The following is a 25,509-nucleotide window of genomic DNA, read 5'->3' on the forward strand; positions in this document are numbered from 1 at the left end:
AGCGCTTCATTCACGGATTCGGGAATAGTAACCCCGCGATTTTTGGGGAGAGAGCGCTAACCCGGCGGGTGTTTAACCGAGAGGCTATATTATATTCTGGCCGACGGCGATCGTCACGTAACTGAATACCGCGATGGCGAGCGGAATCGTCATCCGATCGATCGGGTGATCGTGGCCGGCCAAACTCGCGCCGAATCCCCCGGCGATCGCGTTGAGAGATAAGGCCAAACCCAGTAATGTAATCTGTCGCCAACGCTCGACACGGCCGGAACGACGCGGCGAGCGTTCTGTTTCTGTTTTTCTCGATTCCCGTTTCACCGGGAATTTTACCGTCAAGATTCCCGCTCTCTGTAAGACTCGCTGGAAGCGATCGAGAAAAAGTTCTTTCCACCGCGCCGCGGTCGTTTCCCGACCGACCCAAAAACCGATAACAACGAGAGTGAGCGCTCCGAGATCGTTCGCGAGACCGCGGGATAATATTTCTCTGGTGAAAGAACCGAAAACCATCGCTAGATAGGTCACGAGACCCGACAGAATCGCGATAATCGCGTTCGGCAGAGGGGGGAGCGGGATGCGAGCGATACCGTAAGCGAGTCCGATTCCGAGATTATCTAAATTCGAGGCGATCGCTATCGCTAGTAGATAGGGAAGTTCGCGTTCGAGGAGAAGAAAATTGATAGACACCTTGCTAATTTTTGAAATCGCCCGTTAAATTTAGGTGAAAGTTTACTCTATAAAAGTGTCAGGCTGATGACATTGAAAAAAAATCGAAAATTGAAAAAACGGTCTAATCGATCGCCGGGCGGTCTCGGTACAGCCTTTCTCCTAAACGCTAAAATACAGACACTCGGATCTGCCGCCGGGGATCGTCCATCTGAAAACCCGTTTACGAGCCTAGAAAACTTGTATAGAATAAGCGCTCACGGGGCGTTTTCTAAACGTTTACAGACCTCGGAAGCTTTATCCTGTGGATTCGCGAAGGGTCCGGTGCAGGTAAACCACCGCGCGAAGTCGATATCGAGAATTAGGACGATTCCCGTGAACAGGACGAGGACGAAAAGTATAGAAAAGATAATCGTTTTTGAATTCATCATCAAAGATAGTCGCGAGAGCGATCGAGTTGATTTTTTTCTAGTGTTTATTTCGCCGGTGGGAGTTGTTGTCGTTGAGCTTCACTAACCGCGGGATAGTGTAGATCCCTCGATTCTAACGCGTGACAGAGATCGATTCCCCGTATTGAACATCGTCACTCCTAGTTTTCTCTAAAATATAGCGGGAAAGTTCAAGCGATCGAGGACGGGCGTTTCGGTCGGAAAATAAACGTGATTAGCCAACCGAAACCGGAGACGATCGCCATTAAAATCAGCACCCCGGAAATACCGAAAGAGGCTTTAAGACCGGGCAGGAAAAAAATTCCTAACGTCGCTCCCACTTTGCCACAGGCGGCCGCTAGACCGCTTCCGGAGGCTCTGATCCGGGTGGGGAATAATTGCGCCGGTAGGGTAAAGGTGGTCGTGTTCGGCCCCGCGTTCATGCAGAGATTAAAAACGATAAATCCCAGATAGATTAACCCCAATCGGGAACCGGCGGTGTCCGGCAAACTGGAGGCGAGGGCCAGCACCAGCATCCCCGCCACCATCCCCGCGAATCCTAGCAGTTGCAGACGGAACGGGCCGAAGGAGCGGATTAACCGGATACCGAGGAGAAAGCCGAGCAGGAGAAAAATATCGACGATACCGCTCCCCTTATCGGTGGCGAACTCGCGGGCGATGAGATTCATTCCCGCAACGTCGGGGAGCGAACCGAGGGTTAACGAACCGAGGATAATCGGCGTGAATAGACCGACCCCGTAAGTGGCGATATCCATGAAAAACCAAGCGCCGGCGGTTAACATGGTTATTTTCCGGTATCGGGGCGAGAATAACAGACTGTAATCCGCTTTTTTCTCCGTCGTTTTTCCCGTTACCCGTTCGGTTAGCTCACCCGCGGCCTGTCCTAGCTGTTCTAACCGCGATTTTTCTTCGGGTAGAATTCTGGCGATCGCCTCGGCGGCCTCGCGGTTACGTCCTTTTTCCATCAACCAGTGGGGACTTTCGGGAACGGACCATCTCGCGACGAACGTAACCACCGCGGGAATTGCCGTCGCCCCCGCGAGATAACGCCACGCTCCTAGAGAATCGACGCGGGCGAGAATGAGCCAGGCGAGCAGGGCGGCGGTAATCTCGCCGATCGCCTGAAAGGTAATGGTTGCCGCCAGCATCTGCCGTTGTCGGCTTTTCGGGATTAACTCGGAAATGTAGGAACTACTCACGGGAAAATCCATACCGATGCCGATCCCGATGAGAAACTGACAGAGAATCATGAACGGGAAATTCGGGGCGAGAGCGAACAGCAAAGCCGCCACACCCAGCAGGGACATATCGGCGAGATAGATGATCTTGCGTCCGAGGCGATCGCTCAACGCGCCCCCGGCCGACGCTCCCAGTACGGCCCCTAAAACGAGCGACGCTCCCAACAACCCGATCAGCGTCGGATCGGGATCGAACCTAGCTTTGAGTAAGGGGATCGCGATCCCCGTCATGAAAGTGGCGAACCCATCGATAAAGGTTCCGCCGGTGGAAACCAACCAGAGTCGATAGTGGATAGGACGCGCGCGCGTCCTATCTACCATCTGTTCCATCATCTCTTGGGGGGAACTCGCGGTCGTCACCTAGGGGCCTCCTGAATCTTGTATCCCCGCGTTTCGAGCCGGTATCCCGCGAGCTTTCGGAAGAAACGTCGGTTCCGTCGGGGATATTCGGTATCTTCCCCGATCTCGGCAACTCGGGAAGTAAGGGGGTGAGCGAAAAAATATCGAGCGATCGGGGCGAATTTTGACGATCGAAAGCGATCGAACCCTATTGTACGCCCGGAAAGTGACAGACCGGTAAAAATCGAGGCGATCGAACCCTCCCTTCGGGAAACGCCCTCGCGTCAGGAGTCAGGAGGAGAAAGGAGAAGTCAAAAGTTTTTAAGCGTATAAAAGCCGGATCTTTCCTCTCAATATTCCTAAAACGATCGGTTTTAAATTGAATGATACTTTCAATTCTCACTTTTGCAGGAAACTAGCCAGACTAGCGTTAACAACCGAGGATGAAAATCGATTTTCATAACAGGTTTAATCCCAATTTTCTAAGCGCCCTAGGGATGGTGCGACAACGATTTATCCTCTCTCGGGTTTATGGTGACAAGCTTATCTTATCCAAGAGAGGGCGCGAACCTCGCGCCCGAAGTTCTATCCTCCTTACGGGGGATGAAAGCGAAAGGCAAAATCGAGAGCGCCGAATAGCTATTCTTCGGGTAGAGAAAAAACGCCGGCGATCGAGTTAGGCTGATCCCTAGAGACAACGATGACAATTCACGGGGGTTTCCGACCCGATCTTGAAAATACGGAATTTCGAGAGAAAACGGGAAAAGGTCGCGAATCCCGTTCCCAAAACTATCCATCGGTCACTCTTATGTTTCTACCCATCGGATTCGGTCAACACTCGCTTTCCACCTCCTTGGGAAACATCGTTTACTACACCGCCGAAGGAGAACCCTGGACGAACGCCGCCACGAGTCGAACCGGGGCGGAAACCCTAATTTTCCTGCACGGCTTCGGGGGAGGGTCTTCCGCCTACGAATGGTCGAAAGTATATCCCGCCTTCGCCGCCGATTATCGCGTTCTCGCTCCCGACCTGATCGGTTGGGGACGCTCCGATCATCCCGCCCGGAATTACACGATCGACGATTACATCACCACGATCGTCGAGTTCGTGGAAAAAAGCGTCGATCGCCCGACAACGGTAATCGCCTCGGCCCTGACGGCGGCTTTCACCATCCGCGCGGCGATCGCCCGGCCCGCTCTCTTTAAATCGTTAATTCTCACCACCGCCGCCGGTTTATCCGAGTTCGGCAAAAACTACGCCGATAGCTTCTTCGCCGGGATCGTCCGGATTCCCGCGCTCGATCGATTCCTGTACGGGACGGGAGTGGCGACCGCCGGGGGGATTCGGAATTTTCTGGAGCAACGCCAGTTCGCCCGCCCCGAACGGGTATCGCCGGAAATGGTCGAGGCTTACCTCCAGTCCGCACGACAACCGAACGCCGAATACGCCGCTCTCGCCTTTGTCCGTGGCGATCTCTGCTTCGATCTATCGCGGTACATTTCCGAATTAACCGTTCCTACCGCACTGATCTGGGGGCGGCGATCGGAGTTTACCGGACCCGATGTGGGTCGCCGTCTCGCCGCGATGAATCCGAAGGCCGTCCGGGTTTTCGAGTACCTCGAAGACGTTGGGTTCACGCCACAACTAGAACTTCCCGCGGTCACGATCGGACTGATCCGAAAATGTTTACCGCTCCTCGAAAAAGCCGACGGTAGCCCCTCCCGATTCGAGGCGAGAACCGTTCCCGATCGATAATTCTTCCACCCCGTCCACGGTCAGCGACATCAACTATATTCGAGAGGAAACGATCATGAGCGATACAACGATTATCAAAGTAGATTCGCGCACCTCTCCGAAGGGAGAAATGGGGCAGAAATATCTCGCCCTCGGCAAAAAACTCTCCATGCGACTCTGGGAGGACGAACAGCCCGGAGAGCCGAAACCGGAAGGGGCGCGAGCTTACGAAACGGTAGGGTACGTGATCGCCGGGCGCGCCGAACTGCACCTCGAAGGTCAGACGATCGTGCTGGAACCGGGGAACTCTTGGATCGTGCCGGAGGGCGCGAACCATACTTACAGAATTCTCGAACCCTTCACGGCCGTGGAAGCGACCTGTCCGCCGGCCGGGATTCACGGGCGAGATGACATCGGGTGAGCGATCGAGTTCGGCCGGCGACCCGCTCGCGACGTTTCTCAACTCTTCTCGGCTTTTTTCAAAAGTTATTCCGCGACAAGTCGATCGGGACAGCGATCTAGGGCGTGGTAGGTTGGGTTGACATCTACCAATAGCCCGTGTTGTGAGTGGGGAAATGTAACGACAAGAGGGATTCGCCGTTTCCCGGTAGTCGCTTTCCCTCCTGTCCGTCGCGCTGAATAAGACCGAGATGGTGGGTATCTAGAATATACATCGGTTTTTTTAGGGAGCTATTCAGCGGATTCTCGCCCTTCTTTTCCAAAAAGAACCGCGTCCTAGAAGGTGGGATCGTTTTCACAACTACCGGCAACTTTTAAGCATCAAGGATCTTTTTTTAGAGGCAAATCTGTTAGAATCTGTTTCATTCACGCCATTTCCGATTCTAAGGCGGCACCTCGTGTTTCGAGTCGGGGAGATCTTTCTCCCGATGTCATGGTCAATTGCCTTGAATAACCGCCCAAGAATGAATATTCACTCACCGCGGCGATATAACTAAAATATCTCGTTTTTTTATCACTCGATCGACCCGAACCACGGAAATCAATCCGTCAATAAGGAGGGGCTAAACGTCGTAATCCATGCCCGAGAACGATCGCTAAAAACCCTAGATTCCGTAACCATAATCCTATCAATGGTAGACCGGGAGGACGCGACCTTTGACCGGTACTAATCGTAACAGCCAGTGTGTCCGCTAAACGTTCCATCCAACGAACGGTTCTCGGCCACTCTCCCAAATGACTTAACCATTGTCGGGGGATTGCCGACATTCCTAAACTAGCGCCTAAAATTCCGCCCGCGATCGCGGCCGTTGAATCCGTATCGCCCCCGCATTCAATTAAAGATTGAATCGCCCCCGTGTAGTCGCGAGGATGGGATAACCAAGCGTGAATAACCATCGGTACGGTATGAAATATATAGCCGGTAATCCCGCGTTCCAATCCCAAAGACCGAGCGAATTCTCTAGTAGATTCCCCTTCCCCGACACTAGCCACCGCGCGACGCAGTAACCCTAATAATTCCTCCGCCTCTTCCCCTAAAAACGCTTCCATTACGGTTAAAAATTCTTCAGGATTCACGATTTCGCTTTCACAGACCAAACGAGTTGTTAAAGCGATCACCCAAGCTCCCTGTTCCGCTTTCGGATCGGTATGGGTTAAACGAGTCGAAACGCGAACCAATTCCCGCAATATTTCTCTATCTTTAATAGCAACTCCTAACATCGGAGCGCGCATCGCCGGGCCGTTTCCCGCGGAAAAAACACCGGAATGATTGGGGGGAAATCCTAGCCAAAGTTTTAGCAAAGCTCGCAAGGTTGCAAAACCGATCCCCGCGGGTAATCCCAACAACCAAAAGCGTAACCGCCACGCTAATTCCCGACAAAAAATAGCCGTGTTTCCGCCACTGGAAATAATCGCTTGAGCCGTTATACAAGCGTGTTCCGTATCATCGGAAACTAGCCCGTAGGAACCCAACAAATGAAAACGATCCGGCGGCCCGAATAATTTCAGCGCACGACGGGGCAATAAACCTTCGTAGGGAAGTCCTAGGGCATCGCCGATCGCCATTCCCAAGAGACAACCTTTTAACTGTTCCGAGCGCGTTAAACCACTCGACATGAGGTTAATCCGATCGCGATTGATACAGAAGAATAAACCTTACAATAGAGGTTGGATCGCGATGAAAATCCAACCTCGATCGAATTACAGTAAACCCAATAAACTCACCATCAACGCTTTTTGCGCGTGCATCCGGTTTTCCGCTTGATCCCAGACGCGGGACTGTTTCCCCTCGATCGCGCGATCGGTGATTTCCTCGCCGCGGTGGGCCGGGAGACAATGGAGGATAATCGCGTCTCGATCGGCGTGGCTCATCAGTTCATCATTGACCTGATAGGGCTGAAAAATCGGAATTCGGGCATCCGCTAGATCTTCCTGTCCCATGCTCGCCCACACGTCCGTATAGACCGCCTTAGCCCCCTTAACCGCCTCTACGGGATCATCGGTAATGACAATCTCGCTTCCCGTAGTTGTCGCGATCGCTTTCGCCCTCTCCACGATCGAGATATCCGGCCGATAGCCCTCCGGACAAGCGATCCGAACGTTTAGCCCCATCAACGCGCCACCCAATAACAGCGAATTGGCGACATTATTACCATCGCCGACGTAAGTTAAGGTAATTCCCGATAACGTGCCGAAAGTTTCCTCGATCGTCTGTAAATCGGCGATAATCTGACAGGGATGTTCCAGATCGCTCAACGCGTTAATAATCGGGATCTCCGAGTAATTGGCGAAAGTTTCCAGATCTTCCTGTTTGAAGGTGCGGACGGCGAGAATATCGAGATAGCGATCGAGAACCCTAGCCGTGTCCGCTAACGGTTCCCCTCTCCCCACCTGGGTAACACTGGGATTGAGATCGATCACCTGTCCCCCCAGTTGATACATGGCGACGGTAAACGAAACCCGCGTCCGTGTCGAGGCTTTATAAAATAGTAAACCCAAAACTTTACGGCAATTAGGCGCGATCTCGCCACTTTTGAGCTTTGCCGCCAGATCGAGAACTTCCCGAAGCTCTTCCGTACTCAAATCGGCAATACTTAAAACATCCCGTCCCTTCAAAGTTGACATAATACTCGCTCTCGTGAATGCAGGTATAATCGCCTTTTCCCCGTTCTCCGGAAGACCGTCAGGCAGAAGGGGAAACCTTTATTGTACCCGTATCCCCCCGCTCGCGCCGGCAAAAAATCCCCACGGGAACCGCTATCCAGAAGGCAGGAGGCAGGAGGCAGGAGGCAGGAGGTGTTTTTTTGGAGAGGACAAAGAGAGTTTTTTATTTAAATAACCATAATATGGTAGGGGCGCAAGGCTTGCGCCCAAACGCCCCCAAACTTCAGCAAACAGAGAGAAAACGGAGAAAAACCATGTCGATCGAGGTGTACGGGATTCCTAACTGTGATACCTGTCAGAAAGCTTTGAAATGGTTGGTCGCTAACGATATCGATCATGATTTTATCAACATGAAGCAACATCCACCGGGTCGGGAGGCGATCGAGAATTGGGTGAAATCTCTAACCGCTAAAGCCTTGCGGAACACATCGGGCCGATCCTATCGCGAGTTGGGAGACGAGAAACAAAACTGGACGGATGACGAATGGATTGACGCGTTCGCCAAAGATGCCATGTTAATCAAACGTCCCGTGATCGTTAAGGACGGGAAAGCGGTATTAGCCGGTTTTCGGGCAACCGATCGAGAATTACGGGAAAAACTAGGCGTTTAAAAGCTAGTGGGAAGGGTTAACGATCGCGCGATCGATTGTTTCCGCTATTCAGAACTTCGGTAGATAGAATTCTATCTCTCTCCTCGTTTTCACTCTCGAATTTTTCGGATAAATAACTCTTTCCCTTTCGCCGAACTTTTCTGTTTATAATTATTCATCCCGTATTGCAGTTCCCAATCGTAAATCTCGGCGAAAGCGAAATTCTCTCGAATCCGGGGCGAGTTATCGTAGGTAATCAACCATTGATGCGGGCAAGCTTTCATCCGTTCTGCGAAAAGCTCGTGATCGAACCCGGTATGTAAATTCCCATCTTTGCCGTACAATCTCGATTTCGTGGCGATAAAATACGGGGGATCGAGAAATATAAAAACGTCTTTCCCTTCCGCTTCCAACAGTTCACTATAATCTAGATTCGTGATTTTTATATCTTTGAGGATATTTTCTAACTTCTCCAAACGATCGATCGAGGAATCGGTAAACCGTGTCAAAAAAGCCTCCCGCGAGAATCCTCCCGATTCCATCGTTCCCGAAAAAGTAATCCGATTAAGAACGAAAAAACGCACCGCTCGATCGAACTCCGATAATGCCCCGACCTCCACCGTCGTTAACTCCTGAAATAAAGCTTTCCCCTCCGTACACGTTCGCTTAACTCTTCGGATCTCTTCTACTAACTCCGATAAATTTGATCGGGCGAATTTCCAAAACAAATATAATTCCGTATTCAGATCGTTAATCCAGATTTTTAAATCCGGATATTTCTGTTTTAAATAAATAAAAACCGAACCACCCCCGACGAAAGGTTCTCGAAACTCCGAAAAATTTTCGGGTAAATGCTCGATAATCTGCGGGATCGCTCGCGATTTACCGCCGGGATAACGTAAAGGACTTTTAATCATGTTTTACAGGTAAAATTAAAGATGGCGCGACATTTTCACTGGAAACCGAGAATCCCGAACTACAAACACACTACAGAAAAATCCACTCATGTTCAATCGAGGATGGACGTATTGCGAGCGGATCGATCGACCCACCGATTTAACCCTATTAGCGTACTACACGAGCCGATATCGCCATTCTAGCGAGGAAGAGTGGCGCGAGCGTATCCTATCCGGCGAAATCCGCGTCGATGGACGGAAAGCGAACCCCGACGACCCCCTCCGCGTCGGTCAGTGGCTAACCTACGATCGCCCCCCGTGGGAAGAACCCGATGTCCCCCTCACTTTCGACATACTACACGAGGATCGCGATATCCTCCTCGTCGCGAAACCGTCCGGACTGCCCGTTTTAGCCGGGGGTGGCTTTCTCGAACACACCCTGATCCACCAAGTACAGAAATCCTACCCCGACGAAACCCCCTTCCCGATCCACCGTCTCGGTCGCGGTACCTCCGGGATCGTTCTCCTCGCCAGAACCCGCGAGGCGCGGGGAAATCTTAGCCGACAGATGCGAGAGCGAAAAATTCGGAAAATCTATCGGGCTTTGGTCGGTAGTGGCGAAATACCCGATTCTTTTAGCGTTACCGAATCGATCGGCAAAATCCCTCACCCGCTCCTCGGTTATATCTACGGCGCGGCTCCCGACGGTTTGCCGGCGCGCAGTGATTGCAACGTTCTCCACCGTACCGCGGAAACCACCCTCTTAGAAGTCGAAATTTTCACCGGTAGACCGCACCAGATCCGCGTCCATCTAGCGTTCGCGGGTTTTCCCCTGCTGGGCGATCCCCTCTACGACGCGGGGGGAATTCCCCGGCCGGATTCCGTACCGGGGGATTGTGGCTATCATCTCCACGCGTACCGGATCGTTTTCCAGCATCCGACCACCGGGGAGGCGATCGATCTAACCTGTTCCCCTCCCCCGGAATTACGCGTCTAACCTTCCGCGAGCCAGCGAACCGCGTCTTTCGCGTGGTAGGTGAGGATAATATCCGCCCCGGCGCGTTTAAAGCTGGTTAACGTCTCTAAAGTAACCCGTTTTTCGTCGATCCAACCGTTGAGCGCGGCGGCTTTGATCATCGAGTATTCCCCGGACACGTTATACGCGGCGACGGGAAGATTCGTCATTTCCTTGATCCGCCAGATAATATCCATGTAGGAAAGCGCCGGTTTCACCATCAACATATCCGCGCCCTCTAACACGTCTAATTCCACTTCCTTGAGGGCTTCGCGGGCGTTGCCGGGGTCCATCTGATAGGTACGTCGATCGCCGAACTGGGGTGTAGAGTCCGCCGCGTCCCGGAAGGGGCCGTAATAAGCCGAAGCGTACTTCGCCGTATAGGAAAGGATCGGAGTATCGCCGTATCCCGCCTCGTCTAATCCCTCGCGGATAGCCCGCACGAAACCGTCCATCATCCCCGACGGCGCGATAATATCTATCCCGGCTTTCACCTGAGAAATGGCGGTTTTTTTCAATAATTCTAAAGTCGGATCGTTTAACACCCGTCCGCTGAGGTCGCCTACTTGCAAATATCCACAATGGCCGTGATTGGTGTATTCACAGAGACAGGTATCGGCCACGACCACGAGATCGGGAACCGCTTCTTTTACCGCCGTGGCCGCCCGTTGAACGATCCCGTGATCGTGCCACGCGCCGGTCGCCTCGGTGTCTTTAGCCTCGGGAAGTCCGAAGAGAATGATCGCGGGAATGCCGAGATCGCGGACTTCTTTAGCTTCCTCGACAATTTTATCGATCGACAGTTGATACACGCCGGGCATCGATCTCACCTCGTTGGCGATACCCTCTCCGGGGACGGCGAATAGAGGATAGATAAAATCGTTCGCGGTGAGGGTGGTTTCACTCACCATGCGGCGTAACTGCGGGGTCTGACGGAGGCGACGGGGACGATGGATGGGAAACATGACGTTCGCGATAACTGGAAATTTTTAGGGCGATTCTTAGTGTAAATCGACGGTTAGCCCGGATACAAACGCGGTCGATCGCCCCTGGAAGTCTCGGAAAAGTCCGATTCTCGGTATAGGACGGCGGGGAAGGCGATCGATCTTTCCCGCGAACCGTTACCTTCCTACATAAAACTTCACACGAGAGAATCGGCAATCCCCACTCCCTCACCACTTCCCATTTCCGCCGGGGAATCGTCTATCCTAGGAAGGAAGAGCGGTAAGTAAGGATTTTGTCTATGGCTTTGAATGATCTCGTCAAAAAAGCGGTCTATCTGGGAGTGGGGATCGCCGCCTACGCGGCGGAGAAAGCGGAAGGAAATTTACAGGAATTAAAAAATCAAGCCCAGAAATTAGCCGACGAGATGATATCCCGCGGCGAGATGACCGCGGAAGAAGCGCGCAAATACGTGGACGATCTGGTTAAACAAGCGCAACAGCAACCGAGTTCGCCGGCCGAACCGGAAAAATCCCACGAACCCCGACGCATCGAGATCGTCGATGAAGGCGAGGAAAATAATTCTTCTACCGCGCCGGTGGATGATTTACGCCAGAAAGTGCAGGATCTCCAGGAAGAATTACGAAGACTCCAGAAAGAGTAAAATAAGTTCGATCGAGCGACGCTTTGGAAATCTACAAACGAGCGAGAGTAGCACAATGGACGAGTGGCAGAAGGATTTTTGGGAAGTGGTCGAGAGCGTGACCGTGGGCATCGAAACTTTTTTTCAGGATGTGACGCGAACTTTCGAGGAGGTTCATACCGAGATCGTCACCGATATCGAACAGTTCCTTCAAGAGATTATCCCGATCGAGGTGGAGGATTTTTTCTCGGGCGATTTTCCCTTTTCCGAGTTCGATAACTCCACCGATTTCATCCTGACCCCGAAGATCGATCCCGACCCGAACACGCACCCCGCCTGCATCGGTTGTCAGAATTATCACGGCTATATCTACGGGGGAAATCTTCTCGTCTGCGGTTATCATCCCTACGGTTGGCAGGATACCAACTGTCCCGACTGGGAAGGCGAAAAGTAATTATCCGCATAAATCCTATCTCGCTCACCGATCGATCGGGTGAGCTTTTTTATCGCCCGATCGGTATTCTAGCGCTCGTAAAACAAATGAATCAAATGATAGAAAACCATCTCTAACGATAGCGAGAGACCGGGAGCGATCGATTTTCTGTAGAGTGAGTTTGACCTTCGTTGGAAAGTAAAACTATGCAAGCTCCCGGATTTATCAGATACCTATCCCTCATTCCCGTACTCGCCACCATTCTCACGCTCGTTCCCGTAGTCGCCTGGATGCTGATCAATTTTTACTATCCCGATTTACTTTTCCACCCTTTACCGTAGTTTTCCTTAACCTAGAGATCGACAGAAAATACCGAGGGAAAAAATTTTTTCTCTCTTTCTTTTAGGAAAGGAGACGAATCGATCGAATCTTTTATCCCTTTCGGTAGATCTAGATAGTAACCCGAGATAGTTTTCTTTTTTTGCGATTTCTGTCACGGTAGGAATAGCTAAATTTGTTAAACTATCAATGGGAGAAAAGGCGATAAATACTATGGTTACTTCTAACAATTTCGTTCAAAAGATCGGTGAATCCAAAGAAAGACCCTCCGATCCGAGAAATCGGGAGATCGTCCGTCCCGCGTTTAACGATCCCTTTCGGGGAAATTTTGAGACGCCGGTAAACGCTTCCGATTTTTCGAGAATTTTTATTAATAACCTACCCGCTTACCGTCGCGGACTCTCGGCACAGCGACGGGGATTAGAAGTCGGCATGGCTCACGGATACTGGTTGCTCGGCCCCTTCGCGGTCTTCGGCCCCCTGCGGAATACCGATGTAGCCTATCTCGCCGCGCTCCTTGCCACCATCGGCCTGATCGTGATCTCGACGATCGCCATCTCCCTTTACGCGACCGTTCATCAACCCCCCTCCCAACCGATCGTCACCACTCCCGGAGTCCCCGACACCTACAAAACCCAAGAAGGTTGGAACGAATACGCCAGCGGTTTTCTCGTCGGTGGCATCGGTGGCGCGATCTTCGCCTACGCGTTACTCAATTTCGTCGTCGGTCGGGATTTCTTCGGCTATTTTTCCTAATTTTCTACTCCCCATTCTAGTAGGTCGCGGGTCACGAAATAAAACCCAACAACCGGGGGTTAATGTCGGGTTTCGTGGCCCCGATCCGACTTCCTAATTTACTCCTGACTCCTGACTCCTGACTCCTGACTCCTACCAGAAAACAACGAAGGTAGTATGGTTCGATCGACCAGACTACCTTACTCTTCTATTCCCAAGCCATCAGGATTGTTTTTTCGGCGTTTGATAGGGTTCCGCGTCGAAGGGTTGATCGCCCACTTCCGGGTACTCGTCGAGGTTCGGGCTAAAGATACGGGCGAATCCTTCCGTTAGATATTGAACCAGTTCCCGAAGGCTGTCTCTCCAATTCATAACCTCTTCCTCCCTGAATCTCGCTGTATGGTATAATCAGAAAGGTGCGATAAAATCTTTTTACCCGACAACCCTTCTATCTCCATTATTGCTAACCTTCCTTCTTCGCTCTCAAACTCGAAACACTTATTCAAAAATCGTTTTATTCCTTGATTTTTTCTAACGATAATTTTACGATTCACGAAGATTTTTATCGTTTCGCGTAGGCGATCGATGTTCTGGGGCGAGAGCGAGCGCGACCTCATAAAAAGTAAGACCCTAGGAGATCGAACGATCCATTTTTGGTAAAATCGACTATAATAGAAGACGACCCCTCTTCCCCGATACCTTCCATGAGCGCCCCGGATTTATCGATCGCCGCCGACGAGTACGGTCTTTTAACCGACCTGTACCAAATGACCATGATCGCCTGTTACTGCGGGGAGGGATTAGAGAATCGCCCGGCGAGTTTTGAACTGTTCGTCCGTCGTCTCCCCGAGGGCTTCGGCTACCTGATCGCGGCCGGACTCGAACAGGTTCTCTCCTACCTCGAAAATCTCCACTTCAGCGAGGATCAGATTCTCGCACTCGAAAAAACAGGACTTTTCACGGGTGCGCCGGATAAATTCTGGAATATCCTCGCCAATGGACGCTTTACCGGGGACGTGTTCGCGGTTGCCGAAGGAACGACGATTTTCGCGAACGAACCGCTTTTACGCGTTACCGCACCCCTCTGGCAAGCGCAGTTAGTCGAAACTTTTCTCCTGAACACGATTAACTATCAAACGTTAATCGGCACCAGAGCGGCTAGACTCCGGGATATAGCCGGAGACGAGGCGATTTTACTGGAATTCGGCACCAGACGCGCTTTCAGTCCCCAAGGCTCGATGTGGGCGGCGCGGGCGGCGATCGCCTGCGGGTTGGATAGTACCTCTAACGTTCTGGCCGCCCTAAAACTAGGACAGAAACCGAGCGGAACGATGGCGCACTCGCTGGTAATGGCGATCGGGGCGATCGAGGGAAGCGAGGACGACGCTTTCGCCGCGTTCGATCGCTATTTTCCCGGCGCGACGTTATTGATCGACACCTACGACACCCTAGCCGCCGCCGAGCGTTTAGCCGAGAGCGGGAAAAAAGTCAAGGGAGTGCGGTTAGATTCCGGGGATCTCGTCGAACTTTCCCAGAAAGTGCGGCAATTACTCCCAGAAACGAAAATTTTCGCCAGCGGGGATCTCGACGAGTACGAGATCGATCGACTGCGAAAAGCGGGCGCGTGTATCGACGGCTACGGCATCGGCACGCGATTGGTGACGGGATCGCCGGTTAACGGGGTGTATAAGCTGGTAGAGATCGACGGCATCCCCACCATGAAGCGATCGAGCCAGAAAGCCACCTATCCGGGCGATAAACAGATTTTCCGTCACCGCGATAACGGAATCGTCACCGGCGATCGGTTAGGGTTAGCGATAGAGTCCCCCGAGGAAGGCGAGATCCCCTTACTCGAACGCGTCATGAAAGACGGAAAACGCCTCTCTCCCCCCGAAAATCTGGAAAGTATCCAAAAACGCGCCCGCGAGTCCGTTCGCGAACTTCCCCCGATCGCCCGGCAACTCGATAACCCCGCGCCCCTACCCGTTACAATATCGAAACCGTTACAAACCCTTCACGATTCCCTACTCTCCCGTTTTTAATCCCCCCCTAACCGATCCCGAAAAAACTTTACCTCCTACCTCCCGCCTCCTCCTGACTCCTGAATTCAGACTCCTGACTCCTAAAATTCATGACTGAAATCGCTCTTTTTGGAACCAGTGCCGATCCTCCCACCGCGGGACATCAGGCGATCTTGAAATGGTTATCCGAACACTTCGATCGAGTGGCGGTTTGGGCTTCCGATAATCCGTTTAAAAGTCATCAAACCGGCTTGGAACATCGGGCGATGATGCTGGATTTACTGATCCGTGACATCTATCCGCCGAGAGAGAATATTTATCTCCGACAAGATTTTAGCGATCGACGGAGTTTATTCAGTGTCGAGAAAGCCAAACGAGTCTGGGGAGATCGATCGAATTATACCCTCGTGATCGGCTCGGATCTCGTCGGCCAGATCCGTCGTTGGTATCGCGTCGGGGACTTACTGGAACAGGTGAAAATTCTCGTCATCCCCCGTCCCGGATATCCGATCGATCCCGAAGATCTCCGACAATTGGAAGCACTGGGGGCCCGGTGTTCGATCGCCGATCTCAACGCCCCTCCCGTCTCCTCCACCGATTACCGGGAAAAAGGCGATAACGAAGCCGTTACCCCTCCCGTTCGCGATTACATCTATCGAGAGAAACTATACGCGTGAAACCTCCTCTTTACTCCTCCGAAACTCTCAAACTCGCCGATTTTAAAGTCGGTGTAGATAATGTAATTTTTTCCGTCGATACCAAACAGAATCGCCTGCTCGCACTCTTGGTAAAACGCGCGGTAGAACCCTTCGCCGGGTGCTGGGGTTTACCGGGAACATTAGTACGCGAGGGCGAGTCTTTAGAAACCGCGGCCTATCGCGTTCTCGCCGAGAAAATACGGGTCGGAAATCTCTATTTAGAACAGTTATATACCTTCGGCGGGCCGGAGCGAGATCCCCGGGAATCGATCGATAGTTTTGGGGTGCGTTATCTATCGGTCAGTTACTTCGCGATCGTGCGTTTTGAGGACGCGGAATTACTCGCCCATCATAATCACGATACCGCGTGGTATATGATCGAGAAAGTTCCCGATCTCGCCTTCGATCACAATCGGATTCTCGACTACGGTTATCGACGATTACGCAATAAACTAGAGTATAGCCCCGTCGCTTTCGAGGTTCTACCCGAATCCTTTACCCTCGGCGATCTCTATCAATTTTATGAAACCATTCTCGGTAAAGAATTTACCGATTATTCTAACTTTAGAAACCGCCTATTAAAACTCGGATTTCTACGGGATATGGGCGTGAAAGTCTCTAGAGGAGCGGGTCGTCCCGCTAGTTTATATCGCTTCGACGCGGAAGCCTTCGCCCCGTTTAAAGATAAACCGTTAGTCTTTGTTTAGCGAGAAAAAATATGTCTAGCTTAAAAATCGGTATCGCGCAATTAAACCCGATCGTCGGCGATCTAGCGGGCAACGCCGCGCGGATTCTCGAAAGCGCGATCGAGGCGAAACAGTTCGGGGTCGATCTGTTATTAACTCCCGAATTATCCCTCTGTGGCTACCCCCCGCGAGATCTATTATTAAACCCCGGTTTTATCGAGGAAATGTCCAAACAACTCGCGGATCTCGCGCGACAGTTACCCGAAAATCTATCGGTTTTAGTCGGGTTCGCAGGGAATAATCCCCGATCGATCCTCGCAGGAGAAAAGCCCTTATTTAACAGCACGGCTCTGTTAAATAGTCAAGGGATTCAAGAAGTTTTTCACAAAAGGTTACTCCCGACCTACGATGTTTTCGACGAGAATCGCTATTTCGCGTCGGGAAAGGAAAGTCATTATTTCCATCTTCACGATCTCAAAATTGGCGTGACCATTTGCGAGGACGTGTGGAACGATGAAGAGTTCTGGGGAAAACGTCAGTACGCGGTCGATCCGATCGCCGATCTCGCCGCTTTAAATGTCGATCTGATCGTCAATCTTTCCGCCTCTCCCTACAGTATCCGTAAGCAAATTCTCAGAGAAGACTTACTCGCCCATAGCGCGAAACGTTATCAGATCCCGATCGCCTACGTCAATCAGGTAGGAGGGAATGACGATCTAATTTTCGACGGTCACAGCGTCGCGTTTAACCGTCAGGGGGAAGTAATCTATCGCGCTCCCGGCTTTACTTCCAGCCTAGAAATCCTAGAATTCGAGAACGATTTTTCCCCCGCTTCTCTCTATCCGATCCCCGAAACGGAAGAAGAGGAAATCTATCGCGCGTTAGTATTGGGAGTGAGGGATTACACGGAGAAATGCGGCTTTAAAAAAGCGATTTTAGGACTCAGTGGCGGGATCGATTCCAGTCTCGTCGCCTCGATCACCACCGACGCGTTAGGACGGGAGAATGTATTGGGGGTAATGATGCCCTCTCCCTACAGTTCCGAAGGTTCGATTACCGACGCGCTGGCTTTAGTCCATAACTTGGGCATTCAATGCGAGAAATTAGCCATTCAAGAGGCGATGACCGCTTACGATCGCCTTTTAGAACCCCTTTTCGCGGGAACTTCCTTCGGGGTCGCCGAGGAAAATCTGCAATCGAGAATCCGGGGTAATTTACTGATGGCTCTAGCCAATAAATTCGGCCATCTCCTCCTATCGACCGGCAATAAATCGGAAATGGCCGTCGGATACTGCACCCTCTACGGGGACATGAACGGCGGATTAGCCGTGATCGCCGATGTGCCGAAAACCCGCGTTTATTCCCTCTGTCACTGGTTAAACCGACAAAAAGAAATCATTCCCCCCAACGTTCTTACCAAAGCTCCCAGTGCCGAGTTAAAGCCCGATCAGAAGGATCAAGATTCCCTCCCTCCCTACGAGATTCTAGACGAGATCCTCGATCGACTGATCGAACAGCATCAATCCTCGCGACAGATTATCGAAGCGGGATTCGACCCCGAAACCGTCCGTAAAGTTGTGAAACTGGTCAAAAATGCCGAATTCAAACGCAAACAAGCCCCCCCCGGCTTAAAAATCAGCGATCGAGCCTTCGGAACTGGCTGGAGAATGCCCATCGCCAGCCGTTGGAGTTAAGCTATCGGGGGATCTTTCGGAACGGGTAAGGATTCCGTAGCGGGTTCCATATTCATCCACGCTTTGATCAGTTCGTAACCGAGACTCAGGATAACGGGGCCGATAAACAAACCGAGAACCCCGTGAACGAGAATCCCACCGAATACCCCGATGAGGATCACCACCATCGGTACCGGAAGTCCCCGCGCCATCCAGATAGGTTTCAAGAAATTATCGATAAGGGTGGCCGGTATCATCCAGAGCGTGAACAGCAACGCCTTCATGGTCGCCATCGTTGACCACGCGAAAATAATCGAGCCGATGACGATTAAACCGGGGCCGATTTGAATGAGCGTCAACAGCAAGCACAACAGGGTTAACAGCCCGGCCGCCGGAATTCCCGCCCCGATTAACCCGACCCCGATCAACAAACTCTGCACGATCGCCACCCCGATAATCCCGCGGGTCACATTTCGCACCGTGGAAGCGGCGAGCAGTACGAAAGTTCCCCCCCGTCCCGGCGCGACCCGCTCGAAAAATCGGATCAGCCCGCGGCTCATCCTTTCCGCGGAGAGGGTGAACGCGCCCGCGATAATAATCGAGACGATAAATCTCAGGACGGTAACGCCGACACTCGCGGCCAGCGCCAACGAAGTTTTGGCGATTTCCTTGATCTGTGGCTCGAATCGGCGGGAAAGTTCCCCCAGATTCGCCGATGCCTGTTGCCAGAGAGCGAACAAACGCTCGCCGATAACCGGCCACTCGGCGACACTCGCGGGAGGGGATGGCACGATAGTTTCACCGGTAACGAGACGGTCGGCAAATTCCCGGAGATTGTCCGTTAAAACCAACGCGATCGCGCTCACCGGGCCGACAATCACCCCGATACCGACTAGGGTGAGCAGGATAGCCGTCAATTTCGGCGCGCGTAGATAGTTCTTGAGCCAAACGAAGATCGGAAACCAAGCGATCGCGAGAATCGCCCCCCAGAGAATAATCGTCAAGAACGGACGGAGCAGGAGGAAACACCAAACGAATAGTAGGCCGAGAAAGAACAGCCTAATGATGAAATCGATGAGTTTCGAGTTATTGTCCATAAGATAAAGCCGAGGGAGGATCTAGCGATCTCGAATTGTAAATCGGGAGAGGTTGACCGGTTGATTTCCGGGGAAATTATTTTAAATGAGCGATCGGTACAGACGCGCTAAAGTCAGCGGGGGAACTTTCAAATAATAACCGAGAATTACCAACTGATTGATCAGCGTCGTTTTCCACACTCCCAATTTTCGCCACCGTCGCCCCGATGTTACCACCGGCCGCGGGACGAGGATAATTTTCCCCCGACGCTGAAGACGTTTCACGAACTCGAAATCTTCCATAATCGGCAGGTCGGCAAATCCCCCCATCTCCCGAAAAACTTTCGCTCGGAGAAAAATTCCCTGATCGCCGTAGGGAAGCGAGAGAAACCTCGATCGCCATTCGACCATTTTTTCCACGAAACGTAAGGATTTTTCTTCTCCCTCGACCCGCAGTGCGAACGCGCCCGCGATCGTTCCGGGACAGGCTAAAGTCTCGATAATCCGCTCTCGATAATCCTCGGGAACCAAAGTATCCGCGTGGAGAAAGAGAACAATATCTCCCGTCGCCATTTCCGCCCCACAATTCATCTGATTCGATCGACCTTTTTTCTCGGGGATGAAAACTCGCGCTCCCGACTGTTTCGCCAGTTCTACCGTATTATCCGTACTACCACCATCCACGACAATAATCTCCACCCCCTCGCCAATTTCCCGCAAGGTCGTTTGAATCATTTTCTCTTCATTCAAGGTAGGAATGATTACGCTAATTCGTTGCATCGGCTCGCGCTCACTAGGGTAACGGGATTCAAAGGCGACCAACGGGTGAATTGACCCACCGACACCGATCGATTAAGCTGTAACTGTAATAATTCATATTTCCAGTGATGGGTGCTAAACCACGTACAACACTCCTGTAAATGCTCGATCGTCGCCAACGCGAGAACGATTTTTCCATCCGGTTGTAATCTCTCCCCGCAAACCGTTAAAATCTCCGATAATTTCCCACCGCTCCCCCCGATAAATATCCGATCGGGATCGGGAAGATCCGTCAATCGATCGGGCGCGTTCGCGGAAACGGGAATCACGTTAGAAACCCCGAAACGCTGACAGTTTTTCTCGATTAAAGTAATCCCCATCGCAGTTTTCTCGATCGCGTAAACCCTCGATGTCGGGCATAACCGAGCGCACTCGATCGAGACCGAACCCGTCCCCGCCCCGATATCCCACAACACCCGATCGCCCTGTAGATCTAATTCCCCTAGAATCGCGATCCGGATCTCTCTTTTCGTCATTAAATTCGGTCGATCGGGAAAACTGAAAAACGCTCGATCGGGAATCCCGAATAACGGCAATCTTTCTAAAGATACTTGACCTTCTTGGCGAATTAATACCACAATATTTAACGGAGAAAAATGATTTTTGTCTAAACCCGCTAATCTTTCTATTTCCTCGACATTAAATCGACTAATCTTTTCCGTTTCCCCTTCCAAATCCTCACAGATGCAGAATTGATAACGAACGGGCAGAGATAAACCCAGATAAAAACGGGCGATCGAACTCGGATCGTTCACCGTATCCGTGAGTAAAGCGATTTTCTCCACGCCTTTCTGTAAAGCTTCCGTTAACGCTTCCAATCCCCGACCGTGTAAACTAATAATTTGAATATCCTGCCAGCTAATTTTCAGACGGCTACAGGCTAATTGTACAGAACTGACATGAGGGTGAAACCGTAAACAATCGGCGGGAAAATTTTCCAATAACAATCGACCGACCCCGAAAAAAAGCGGATCGCCACTAGCAAAAATCACGACACTTTCGCCAGAGTTGTAATCATTTTTAATCTCTTGAATTCCCGTTATAAAATCCCCGAAAACTATCTTTTTCGCCGGATGATCCCGAAAATATCCCAACTGGCGATCGCTCCCGGCCAAAACCGTCGCCCGATCGATCGTCTCCCGCGTTCGATCGCTCAAGCCATCGGCTCCCCGTAAACCGATCCCCACCACATTAAGATAATGATTCATCCGCCAATACTAACAAAGCGTTCACGATCGCCGCGGCCACGGTAGATCCCCCCTTCCGTCTCTCGACCCGTATTTGCGGAACCGATAACCGCTCCAGAGCTTCCTTCGACTCCACCACCGAGACGAACCCGACCGGAACCCCGATCACGACACTCGGCACCACCGGCGAACTTTCGATCGCCCGACACAGCGCCAGTAAAGCCGTCGGCGCGTTCCCGATAACATAAATCCCTTCCGGATACCGCTCGAAACACCGTAATAAACCCGTTTCCGTCCGTGTTTTCCCCTCTTCCGCCCCCGTTACCTGTTCGATACAGGTAATCATCGGATTTTGAAACGTTTTCCCCACGAGAGTGGCGATCCCCTGTTTCACCATCGTCACATCGGTGATAATCGGGGTACGGTTTCGCAGGGCCTCGATCGCCCGTTCGATCGCCCCCGGACTACAGCGCAGTAACCTCGCGAACTCGAAATCGGCGGTCGCGTGAATAATCCGCCGCGCGATCGCGTATTCCCCCGGCCCGAGGCCGGTATCGCCGATCTCTCGATCGATAATCGCGAAACTCTGTTCTACAATCGGATGGTTTAGTCGGGACATGAAGAGAGGTCAGGTTACGAGAAAATAACGCGGTATCGTGCCGACATCAACCCACCGGAGAACCGTGGTCGATCACCGCGAGGTTGGCCCCCTGGGGGTCTTGAATCAGAGCGAATCGGGAAGCCGGGGGGATCGGGATAGGGGGGAGAAGAACTGTTCCGCCCAGTTCCTCGACTTTCTGGAGAGTCCGATCCAAGTCCTCCACCGTCACATAAACGCCCCACGTCGGTTTCATTCCGGGGGAAGAGGCGGGAACCGGGGAAATACCACCGATTTCCCGACCCTCCACCTCGATCACCGAATATTCGGCACCGGTAACGGTTCCCTCTTTGAACCGCCAACCGAATACCCCTTCATAGAAAACCTTGGCGGCGGAGGTGTCCGAGGTGATTAGCTCGCACCAACTGAATGCACCGGGGGTCTGAAAAGGATTCATCGCGCTATTCTCTAAATTTTTCTCGATTTTTTTTCGATCATAGCCCTTTTCCGTCATCGTGCCAGAACAAAACCCCACCGATGTGGCGGGGTCTTGTCGTTCAAATCAGGGAGAGATTAGAACGTGAAGGTGGTGCGGAGGGTTCCGATCCACGCGTTCGTCGCTCCTTTGAACTGTTCCGGAGCGGAGATCCAGATCACGCCGGGGGTGAGCGAGATATTATTGGTCACTTGGTACTTGTAGAAAGCTTCTACTTGAATCGGGTACAGGTTATTCACCACGTTAACGCCCGACTCGTTGAAGTTCAAGCCACCGATGTAGGGTTGAACCCCCGCGAAGAAGCCGAGGATATTTCCTTGACCCATCACGTCGGGGAAAGCGATACCGCCGCCATAGGTCCATACATCCGCGTCACCCTGACCGATTAAACGAACCGACGCGTAGGTACCGAACGCGCTCACGCTGGCGAAACCGAGATTGACCGCCCCGGAAACCCCGTAGGCGTTGATCGATTTATTGCCCCAGTTGAAGAAGCTAACATTGTCCTGTAAGGCTCCGTTAGTGGTGTCGGGGCTGAGAGAACCGATGGTGTTTAGCTGACTGGCGGAGAGGTTAGCGGCAGAACTTCCCGTCACACCGTTAGAGCCACCATTCCCGAACAGAGCGGTATCGGGACCCTGATACGCGTTAACGTAGGTGAAGCCAATATTCAAGACGTTGAATAGGTTGGTATTGATTTGAGCGAGAGCGGCGTAGTCTCCGTTGAAGAGTCCGTTACCTGGGTTGGGATTTCCCGCGCAACTATTATTGGGGCAATTTCCGCCGCCTAAATAACCGAAGGAGAAAGAGGTGGGGCCGAGAAGGCTTTGTAAGAAACCTAACTGGAGGCTCGCGCCGGCACCGCTACCACCCCCGATCCGGTAGATGGGGTTTTCTTGGGAAAAGGTCGAGAGGGAGCCGTTACCACCGTCGAAGTCCTCGAAGTAGGGGTTGGTGGTCGGTACGAAGTCGTTCCAGATACCGCCCCAAGCGGCGACGTAGGTGTTGAACCGTCCGAAGCTTCCCAAATCGATCGGCGTGTAGTAGGCTAACCAGTCGAGTACGATATCGTTATTATTGCCGGCCGCCGTCCAAGTTTGATAGAGAGAGGGGCTTTGGAGGTTGTTGAAACGAACTTGAGACGGAGTGCCGTCTTGCAAGGTGGTCGTGGTGGCGTAGTCATACCCGAAAGGTACCGCGCTACCCGCGGATAAACGGGTTTTTAACACGTCCTGACCGGTGAAGCTGGTGTTCAACAGTAAACGAACCCGATCTTGGAACACCGCCTGTTGTTGTCCTCGGTTACTACCGAAGGCATCGGTCACGGCGAAGATCACTTCCCCGGTTAATTTCGTGGTGGTGGAGAATTGGTGATCTTCGAGGAAGGAAACCCGGCTCTCTAAATTATCGACGCGCGCGCCTAGAGCGGCTAGTTCGGCTTGGAACTCGTCCGCGAGACGTTTTAGTTTATCGATATCTTCTTTGAGAACGCCGACTCCCTCTTGGATCAAGCGTTCCATCACGTTCAAGCAAGCGTTCAGACCGGCGGCGAATTCCCAACGGGTCATCGCGCGATCGCCGCGGAAGGTCCGATCGGGATAACCGACGATACAACCGTAACGCTCGACGAGACTGCGTAACGCTTCATAAGCCCAAGCGGTCGGGGAAACGTCGCGTAATTGGTTCACGCTGGTGACTTGATCGATCGAGTTACCGTTGACGGGAGCGACTTGACCTTCATTCCCGTAGGTCTCGATCTGGTTCAGTAAATCTTTATTCGCCGTGTTCGTCGTCTCGACTTGAGCGATGGCGGCGGGATCGAATTCAGTAGAAAGATTTTGCGCGTTAGAAACGCCATCCAGGCCACTAGCGTTGGCCGAAGCCGCTAAAGTAGCACCTAAAATCGCCGGACTAACCAGCAAGGATTTCCAAAAGACTTTTAACATTGTTACTTGTTCCTCACACCTATAGGTTGACTACAAAACTTATAGCCGATCTATTTCCCTTATTATACATAACCTCCCCCGGTAGTGAACCACCGATCGAGCTTTTTCGGGTTAACCGGTTGACAAAGTGGCTCATTTCCCTATCCCAACATAGCGTTATCGCCCCTTCCCGATCCTTAAAATATTCTTAAACCGACCTTGAACGGATCTTAACGGCTCCGAATGCCCCGAAAACTATCCGCCCCCACCGAGCGGGTCGGTAGGGGCGGTCTAGCGGGTCATTTCCATCGATACCAGACTGCCGGAAGGAACTCCAGCGAGCCTAAATTTTTTTAGACATTGGGTCTAGAGAACAGCCCCGGCGCACAGCCGGCTACTATCGACTAGATGACCCACGCGTTTACTACTTTCTACCACGGGCATCACCTCCTCGTTCCCTGAACGGACTTGACTCTATGTTGAGATTACCCGTTTAGCATAACGTGTTTTTCCCGGAAAAAGCAAGGCAGTGACGGAGAAATTTTTCGGGAAGCGATCGCTCGCCCCCGAAATGGAGGTGGAGATAGGACGCGTGAACGTTGGACCCGCGCCATCCCTCCCCGACAATCTCGCCTGAAAACAGCCCTTTTAGCTCGTAAATCGGCGATAGGTTCGTTCCCGTCAGACTCGATCGGTGGAACTCGTGGCCGCGGACGATCCGGCCTTTTTCCAGCAGACAGGTCTCTTCTAGCGCGGTTCCCTGCCGGTATCCGAGGGTTAATTTCCGCTCCATAACGGCGGTTCTCGGGATAATTCCCACCATCGGGTAACATTCTCCCGCGAAGGTCGTGATTCCCTCGCATAAATACATCAAGCCGCCGCATTCGGCATAAACGGGCGTACCCGATCGAATCGCCGTCCCTACCGCTGACCGTATCGATTCATTCTCGGATAACTCGCGGGCGAACACTTCCGGAAATCCCCCCCCGAAATAAAGTCCGTGCAGGTTCGCGGGTAACTCCCGATCGCCTAGCGGACTCCAGAAAACCAATTCCGCCCCTAATTCCTCTAAAATGTCGAGATTATCTTGATAATAAAAGTTAAACGCTTTATCTCTGGCGATACCGACGCGGATCGTGGGGGCCGGGGGAGCGGGAAGTGAGGGGCGGGGAGTGGGGAGAGACGGGGGG

General features: G+C 52.2%; 28 protein-coding genes and 1 pseudogene. 13 read left to right on the forward strand and 16 right to left on the reverse strand.

What is annotated here, in order from left to right; translation table 11 throughout:
- Positions 1-84 precede the first annotated feature (84 nt).
- The 3 genes from V0288_RS13625 to V0288_RS13635 all read right to left on the reverse strand — a co-directional run bounded on the left by V0288_RS13625 (position 85) and on the right by V0288_RS13635 (position 2,710).
- A complete protein-coding gene (locus V0288_RS13625) occupies positions 85-684 on the reverse strand; it encodes a manganese efflux pump (protein WP_332865658.1) in 600 nt (199 codons plus the stop codon).
- A 236-nt stretch (positions 685-920) separates the two neighbouring features.
- Positions 921-1,094 (reverse strand): hypothetical protein, encoded by a 174-nt coding sequence (locus V0288_RS13630; protein WP_332865659.1) that lies wholly within the window; start codon positions 1,092-1,094, stop codon positions 921-923.
- A gap of 188 nt (positions 1,095-1,282) precedes the next feature.
- Entirely contained in the window at positions 1,283-2,710 is a 1,428-nt protein-coding gene (locus V0288_RS13635; protein ID WP_332865660.1) for an MFS transporter, read from the reverse strand.
- Between the two features lie 787 nt (positions 2,711-3,497).
- On the opposite strand from V0288_RS13635, the gene V0288_RS13640 reads away from it, so the two are divergent.
- On the forward strand, positions 3,498-4,445 hold the full coding sequence (locus V0288_RS13640; RefSeq protein WP_332865661.1) for an alpha/beta fold hydrolase: 948 nt from the start codon (positions 3,498-3,500) through the stop codon (positions 4,443-4,445).
- A gap of 55 nt (positions 4,446-4,500) precedes the next feature.
- Positions 4,501-4,845: a cupin domain-containing protein gene (locus V0288_RS13645; protein WP_332865662.1), complete on the forward strand. Its 345-nt coding sequence runs from the start codon at positions 4,501-4,503 to the stop codon at positions 4,843-4,845.
- A 124-nt stretch (positions 4,846-4,969) separates the two neighbouring features.
- Here V0288_RS13645 and V0288_RS13650 read toward each other — a convergent pair whose 3' ends face one another.
- The 3 genes from V0288_RS13650 to argF form a co-directional block, all read right to left on the reverse strand.
- Positions 4,970-5,098, reverse strand: a complete 129-nt coding sequence (locus V0288_RS13650; RefSeq protein ID WP_332865663.1) for a hypothetical protein — start codon at positions 5,096-5,098, stop codon at positions 4,970-4,972.
- Between the two features lie 334 nt (positions 5,099-5,432).
- Entirely contained in the window at positions 5,433-6,500 is a 1,068-nt protein-coding gene (locus tag V0288_RS13655) for an ADP-ribosylglycohydrolase family protein (protein ID WP_332865664.1), read from the reverse strand.
- Positions 6,501-6,584: 84 nt separating this feature from the next.
- Complete coding sequence (argF, locus tag V0288_RS13660; protein WP_422661976.1) at positions 6,585-7,511, reverse strand: ornithine carbamoyltransferase; 927 nt, start codon at positions 7,509-7,511, stop codon at positions 6,585-6,587.
- A gap of 10 nt (positions 7,512-7,521) precedes the next feature.
- Here argF and V0288_RS13665 point away from each other — a divergent pair, with 10 nt between their 5' ends.
- Both V0288_RS13665 and V0288_RS13670 read left to right on the forward strand, forming a co-directional pair.
- Entirely contained in the window at positions 7,522-7,722 is a 201-nt protein-coding gene (locus tag V0288_RS13665; RefSeq protein WP_332865666.1) for a hypothetical protein, read from the forward strand.
- A gap of 79 nt (positions 7,723-7,801) precedes the next feature.
- Positions 7,802-8,158: a Spx/MgsR family RNA polymerase-binding regulatory protein gene (locus V0288_RS13670; protein ID WP_332865667.1), complete on the forward strand. Its 357-nt coding sequence runs from the start codon at positions 7,802-7,804 to the stop codon at positions 8,156-8,158.
- A gap of 89 nt (positions 8,159-8,247) precedes the next feature.
- Here the strand turns inward: V0288_RS13670 and V0288_RS13675 are convergent, their stop codons facing one another.
- Positions 8,248-9,054, reverse strand: a complete 807-nt coding sequence (locus V0288_RS13675) for a DNA adenine methylase (RefSeq protein ID WP_332865668.1) — start codon at positions 9,052-9,054, stop codon at positions 8,248-8,250.
- A gap of 88 nt (positions 9,055-9,142) precedes the next feature.
- Between V0288_RS13675 and V0288_RS13680 the strand changes: the two genes are divergently transcribed.
- Positions 9,143-10,030, forward strand: a complete 888-nt coding sequence (locus V0288_RS13680; RefSeq protein WP_332865669.1) for an RluA family pseudouridine synthase — start codon at positions 9,143-9,145, stop codon at positions 10,028-10,030.
- Here V0288_RS13680 and hemB read toward each other — a convergent pair.
- Positions 10,027-11,013, reverse strand: coding sequence for a porphobilinogen synthase (hemB, locus tag V0288_RS13685; RefSeq protein WP_332865670.1), 987 nt, complete (start codon positions 11,011-11,013; stop codon positions 10,027-10,029). The two genes, V0288_RS13680 and hemB, sit on opposite strands and share 4 nt — an antisense overlap.
- Before the next feature lie 278 nt (positions 11,014-11,291).
- Between hemB and V0288_RS13690 the strand changes: the two genes are divergently transcribed.
- From V0288_RS13690 to V0288_RS13705, 4 genes are all read left to right on the forward strand, one after another.
- The gene (locus V0288_RS13690) at positions 11,292-11,654 is read left to right on the forward strand and encodes a phasin family protein (protein WP_332865671.1); all 363 of its coding nucleotides are present in this window, start codon (positions 11,292-11,294) and stop codon (positions 11,652-11,654) included.
- A 55-nt stretch (positions 11,655-11,709) separates the two neighbouring features.
- Positions 11,710-12,087, forward strand: coding sequence for a hypothetical protein (locus V0288_RS13695; RefSeq protein ID WP_332865672.1), 378 nt, complete (start codon positions 11,710-11,712; stop codon positions 12,085-12,087).
- A gap of 185 nt (positions 12,088-12,272) precedes the next feature.
- Positions 12,273-12,407, forward strand: a complete 135-nt coding sequence (locus tag V0288_RS13700) for a PsaJ protein (protein ID WP_332865673.1) — start codon at positions 12,273-12,275, stop codon at positions 12,405-12,407.
- Positions 12,408-12,618: 211 nt separating this feature from the next.
- The gene (locus V0288_RS13705) at positions 12,619-13,161 is read left to right on the forward strand and encodes a photosystem I reaction center subunit XI (RefSeq protein ID WP_332865674.1); all 543 of its coding nucleotides are present in this window, start codon (positions 12,619-12,621) and stop codon (positions 13,159-13,161) included.
- 201 nt (positions 13,162-13,362) lie between these two features.
- On the opposite strand, the gene V0288_RS13710 is transcribed toward V0288_RS13705, so the two are convergent.
- Positions 13,363-13,512: a hypothetical protein gene (locus tag V0288_RS13710; protein ID WP_332865675.1), complete on the reverse strand. Its 150-nt coding sequence runs from the start codon at positions 13,510-13,512 to the stop codon at positions 13,363-13,365.
- Between the two features lie 332 nt (positions 13,513-13,844).
- On the opposite strand from V0288_RS13710, the gene V0288_RS13715 reads away from it, so the two are divergent.
- The 4 genes from V0288_RS13715 to V0288_RS13730 all read left to right on the forward strand — a co-directional run bounded on the left by V0288_RS13715 (position 13,845) and on the right by V0288_RS13730 (position 18,239).
- Positions 13,845-15,182 (forward strand): nicotinate phosphoribosyltransferase, encoded by a 1,338-nt coding sequence (locus tag V0288_RS13715; RefSeq protein ID WP_332865676.1) that lies wholly within the window; start codon positions 13,845-13,847, stop codon positions 15,180-15,182.
- 89 nt (positions 15,183-15,271) lie between these two features.
- Entirely contained in the window at positions 15,272-15,838 is a 567-nt protein-coding gene (locus V0288_RS13720; protein WP_332865677.1) for a nicotinate-nucleotide adenylyltransferase, read from the forward strand.
- Positions 15,835-16,566 carry an NUDIX hydrolase gene (locus tag V0288_RS13725; protein ID WP_332865678.1) on the forward strand — a complete coding sequence of 244 codons (732 nt, stop codon included), beginning with the start codon at positions 15,835-15,837 and terminating at the stop codon, positions 16,564-16,566. Before V0288_RS13720 ends, V0288_RS13725 begins: the two co-directional genes overlap by 4 nt.
- 11 nt (positions 16,567-16,577) lie before the next feature.
- Positions 16,578-18,239 carry an NAD+ synthase gene (locus tag V0288_RS13730; RefSeq protein ID WP_332865679.1) on the forward strand — a complete coding sequence of 554 codons (1,662 nt, stop codon included), beginning with the start codon at positions 16,578-16,580 and terminating at the stop codon, positions 18,237-18,239.
- On the opposite strand, the gene V0288_RS13735 is transcribed toward V0288_RS13730, so the two are convergent.
- The 7 genes and pseudogenes from V0288_RS13735 to V0288_RS13765 all read right to left on the reverse strand — a co-directional run.
- The gene (locus V0288_RS13735) at positions 18,236-19,315 is read right to left on the reverse strand and encodes an AI-2E family transporter (RefSeq protein WP_332865680.1); all 1,080 of its coding nucleotides are present in this window, start codon (positions 19,313-19,315) and stop codon (positions 18,236-18,238) included. The genes V0288_RS13730 and V0288_RS13735 overlap by 4 nt on opposite strands.
- An 81-nt stretch (positions 19,316-19,396) precedes the next feature.
- Positions 19,397-20,074: a TIGR04283 family arsenosugar biosynthesis glycosyltransferase gene (locus tag V0288_RS13740; protein ID WP_332865681.1), complete on the reverse strand. Its 678-nt coding sequence runs from the start codon at positions 20,072-20,074 to the stop codon at positions 19,397-19,399.
- Positions 20,056-21,321, reverse strand: coding sequence for a precorrin-6y C5,15-methyltransferase (decarboxylating) subunit CbiE (gene cbiE / locus V0288_RS13745; RefSeq protein WP_332865682.1), 1,266 nt, complete (start codon positions 21,319-21,321; stop codon positions 20,056-20,058). Before cbiE ends, V0288_RS13740 begins: the two co-directional genes overlap by 19 nt.
- Entirely contained in the window at positions 21,305-21,919 is a 615-nt protein-coding gene (locus V0288_RS13750; RefSeq protein ID WP_332865683.1) for a cobalt-precorrin-8X methylmutase, read from the reverse strand. The genes cbiE and V0288_RS13750 overlap by 17 nt, the downstream gene beginning before the upstream one ends.
- 46 nt (positions 21,920-21,965) lie before the next feature.
- On the reverse strand, positions 21,966-22,355 hold the full coding sequence (locus V0288_RS13755; protein WP_332865684.1) for a VOC family protein: 390 nt from the start codon (positions 22,353-22,355) through the stop codon (positions 21,966-21,968).
- 116 nt (positions 22,356-22,471) lie between these two features.
- A complete protein-coding gene (locus V0288_RS13760) occupies positions 22,472-24,340 on the reverse strand; it encodes an iron uptake porin (protein ID WP_332865685.1) in 1,869 nt (622 codons plus the stop codon).
- Positions 24,341-24,812: 472 nt separating this feature from the next.
- Positions 24,813-25,509 (reverse strand): annotated as a pseudogene (locus tag V0288_RS13765) (cobyrinate a,c-diamide synthase); the annotation flags it as partial.

This window comes from Pannus brasiliensis CCIBt3594, assembly GCF_036688125.1.
GTDB classification, from domain to species: Bacteria; Cyanobacteriota; Cyanobacteriia; order Cyanobacteriales; family Microcystaceae; genus Pannus; species Pannus brasiliensis.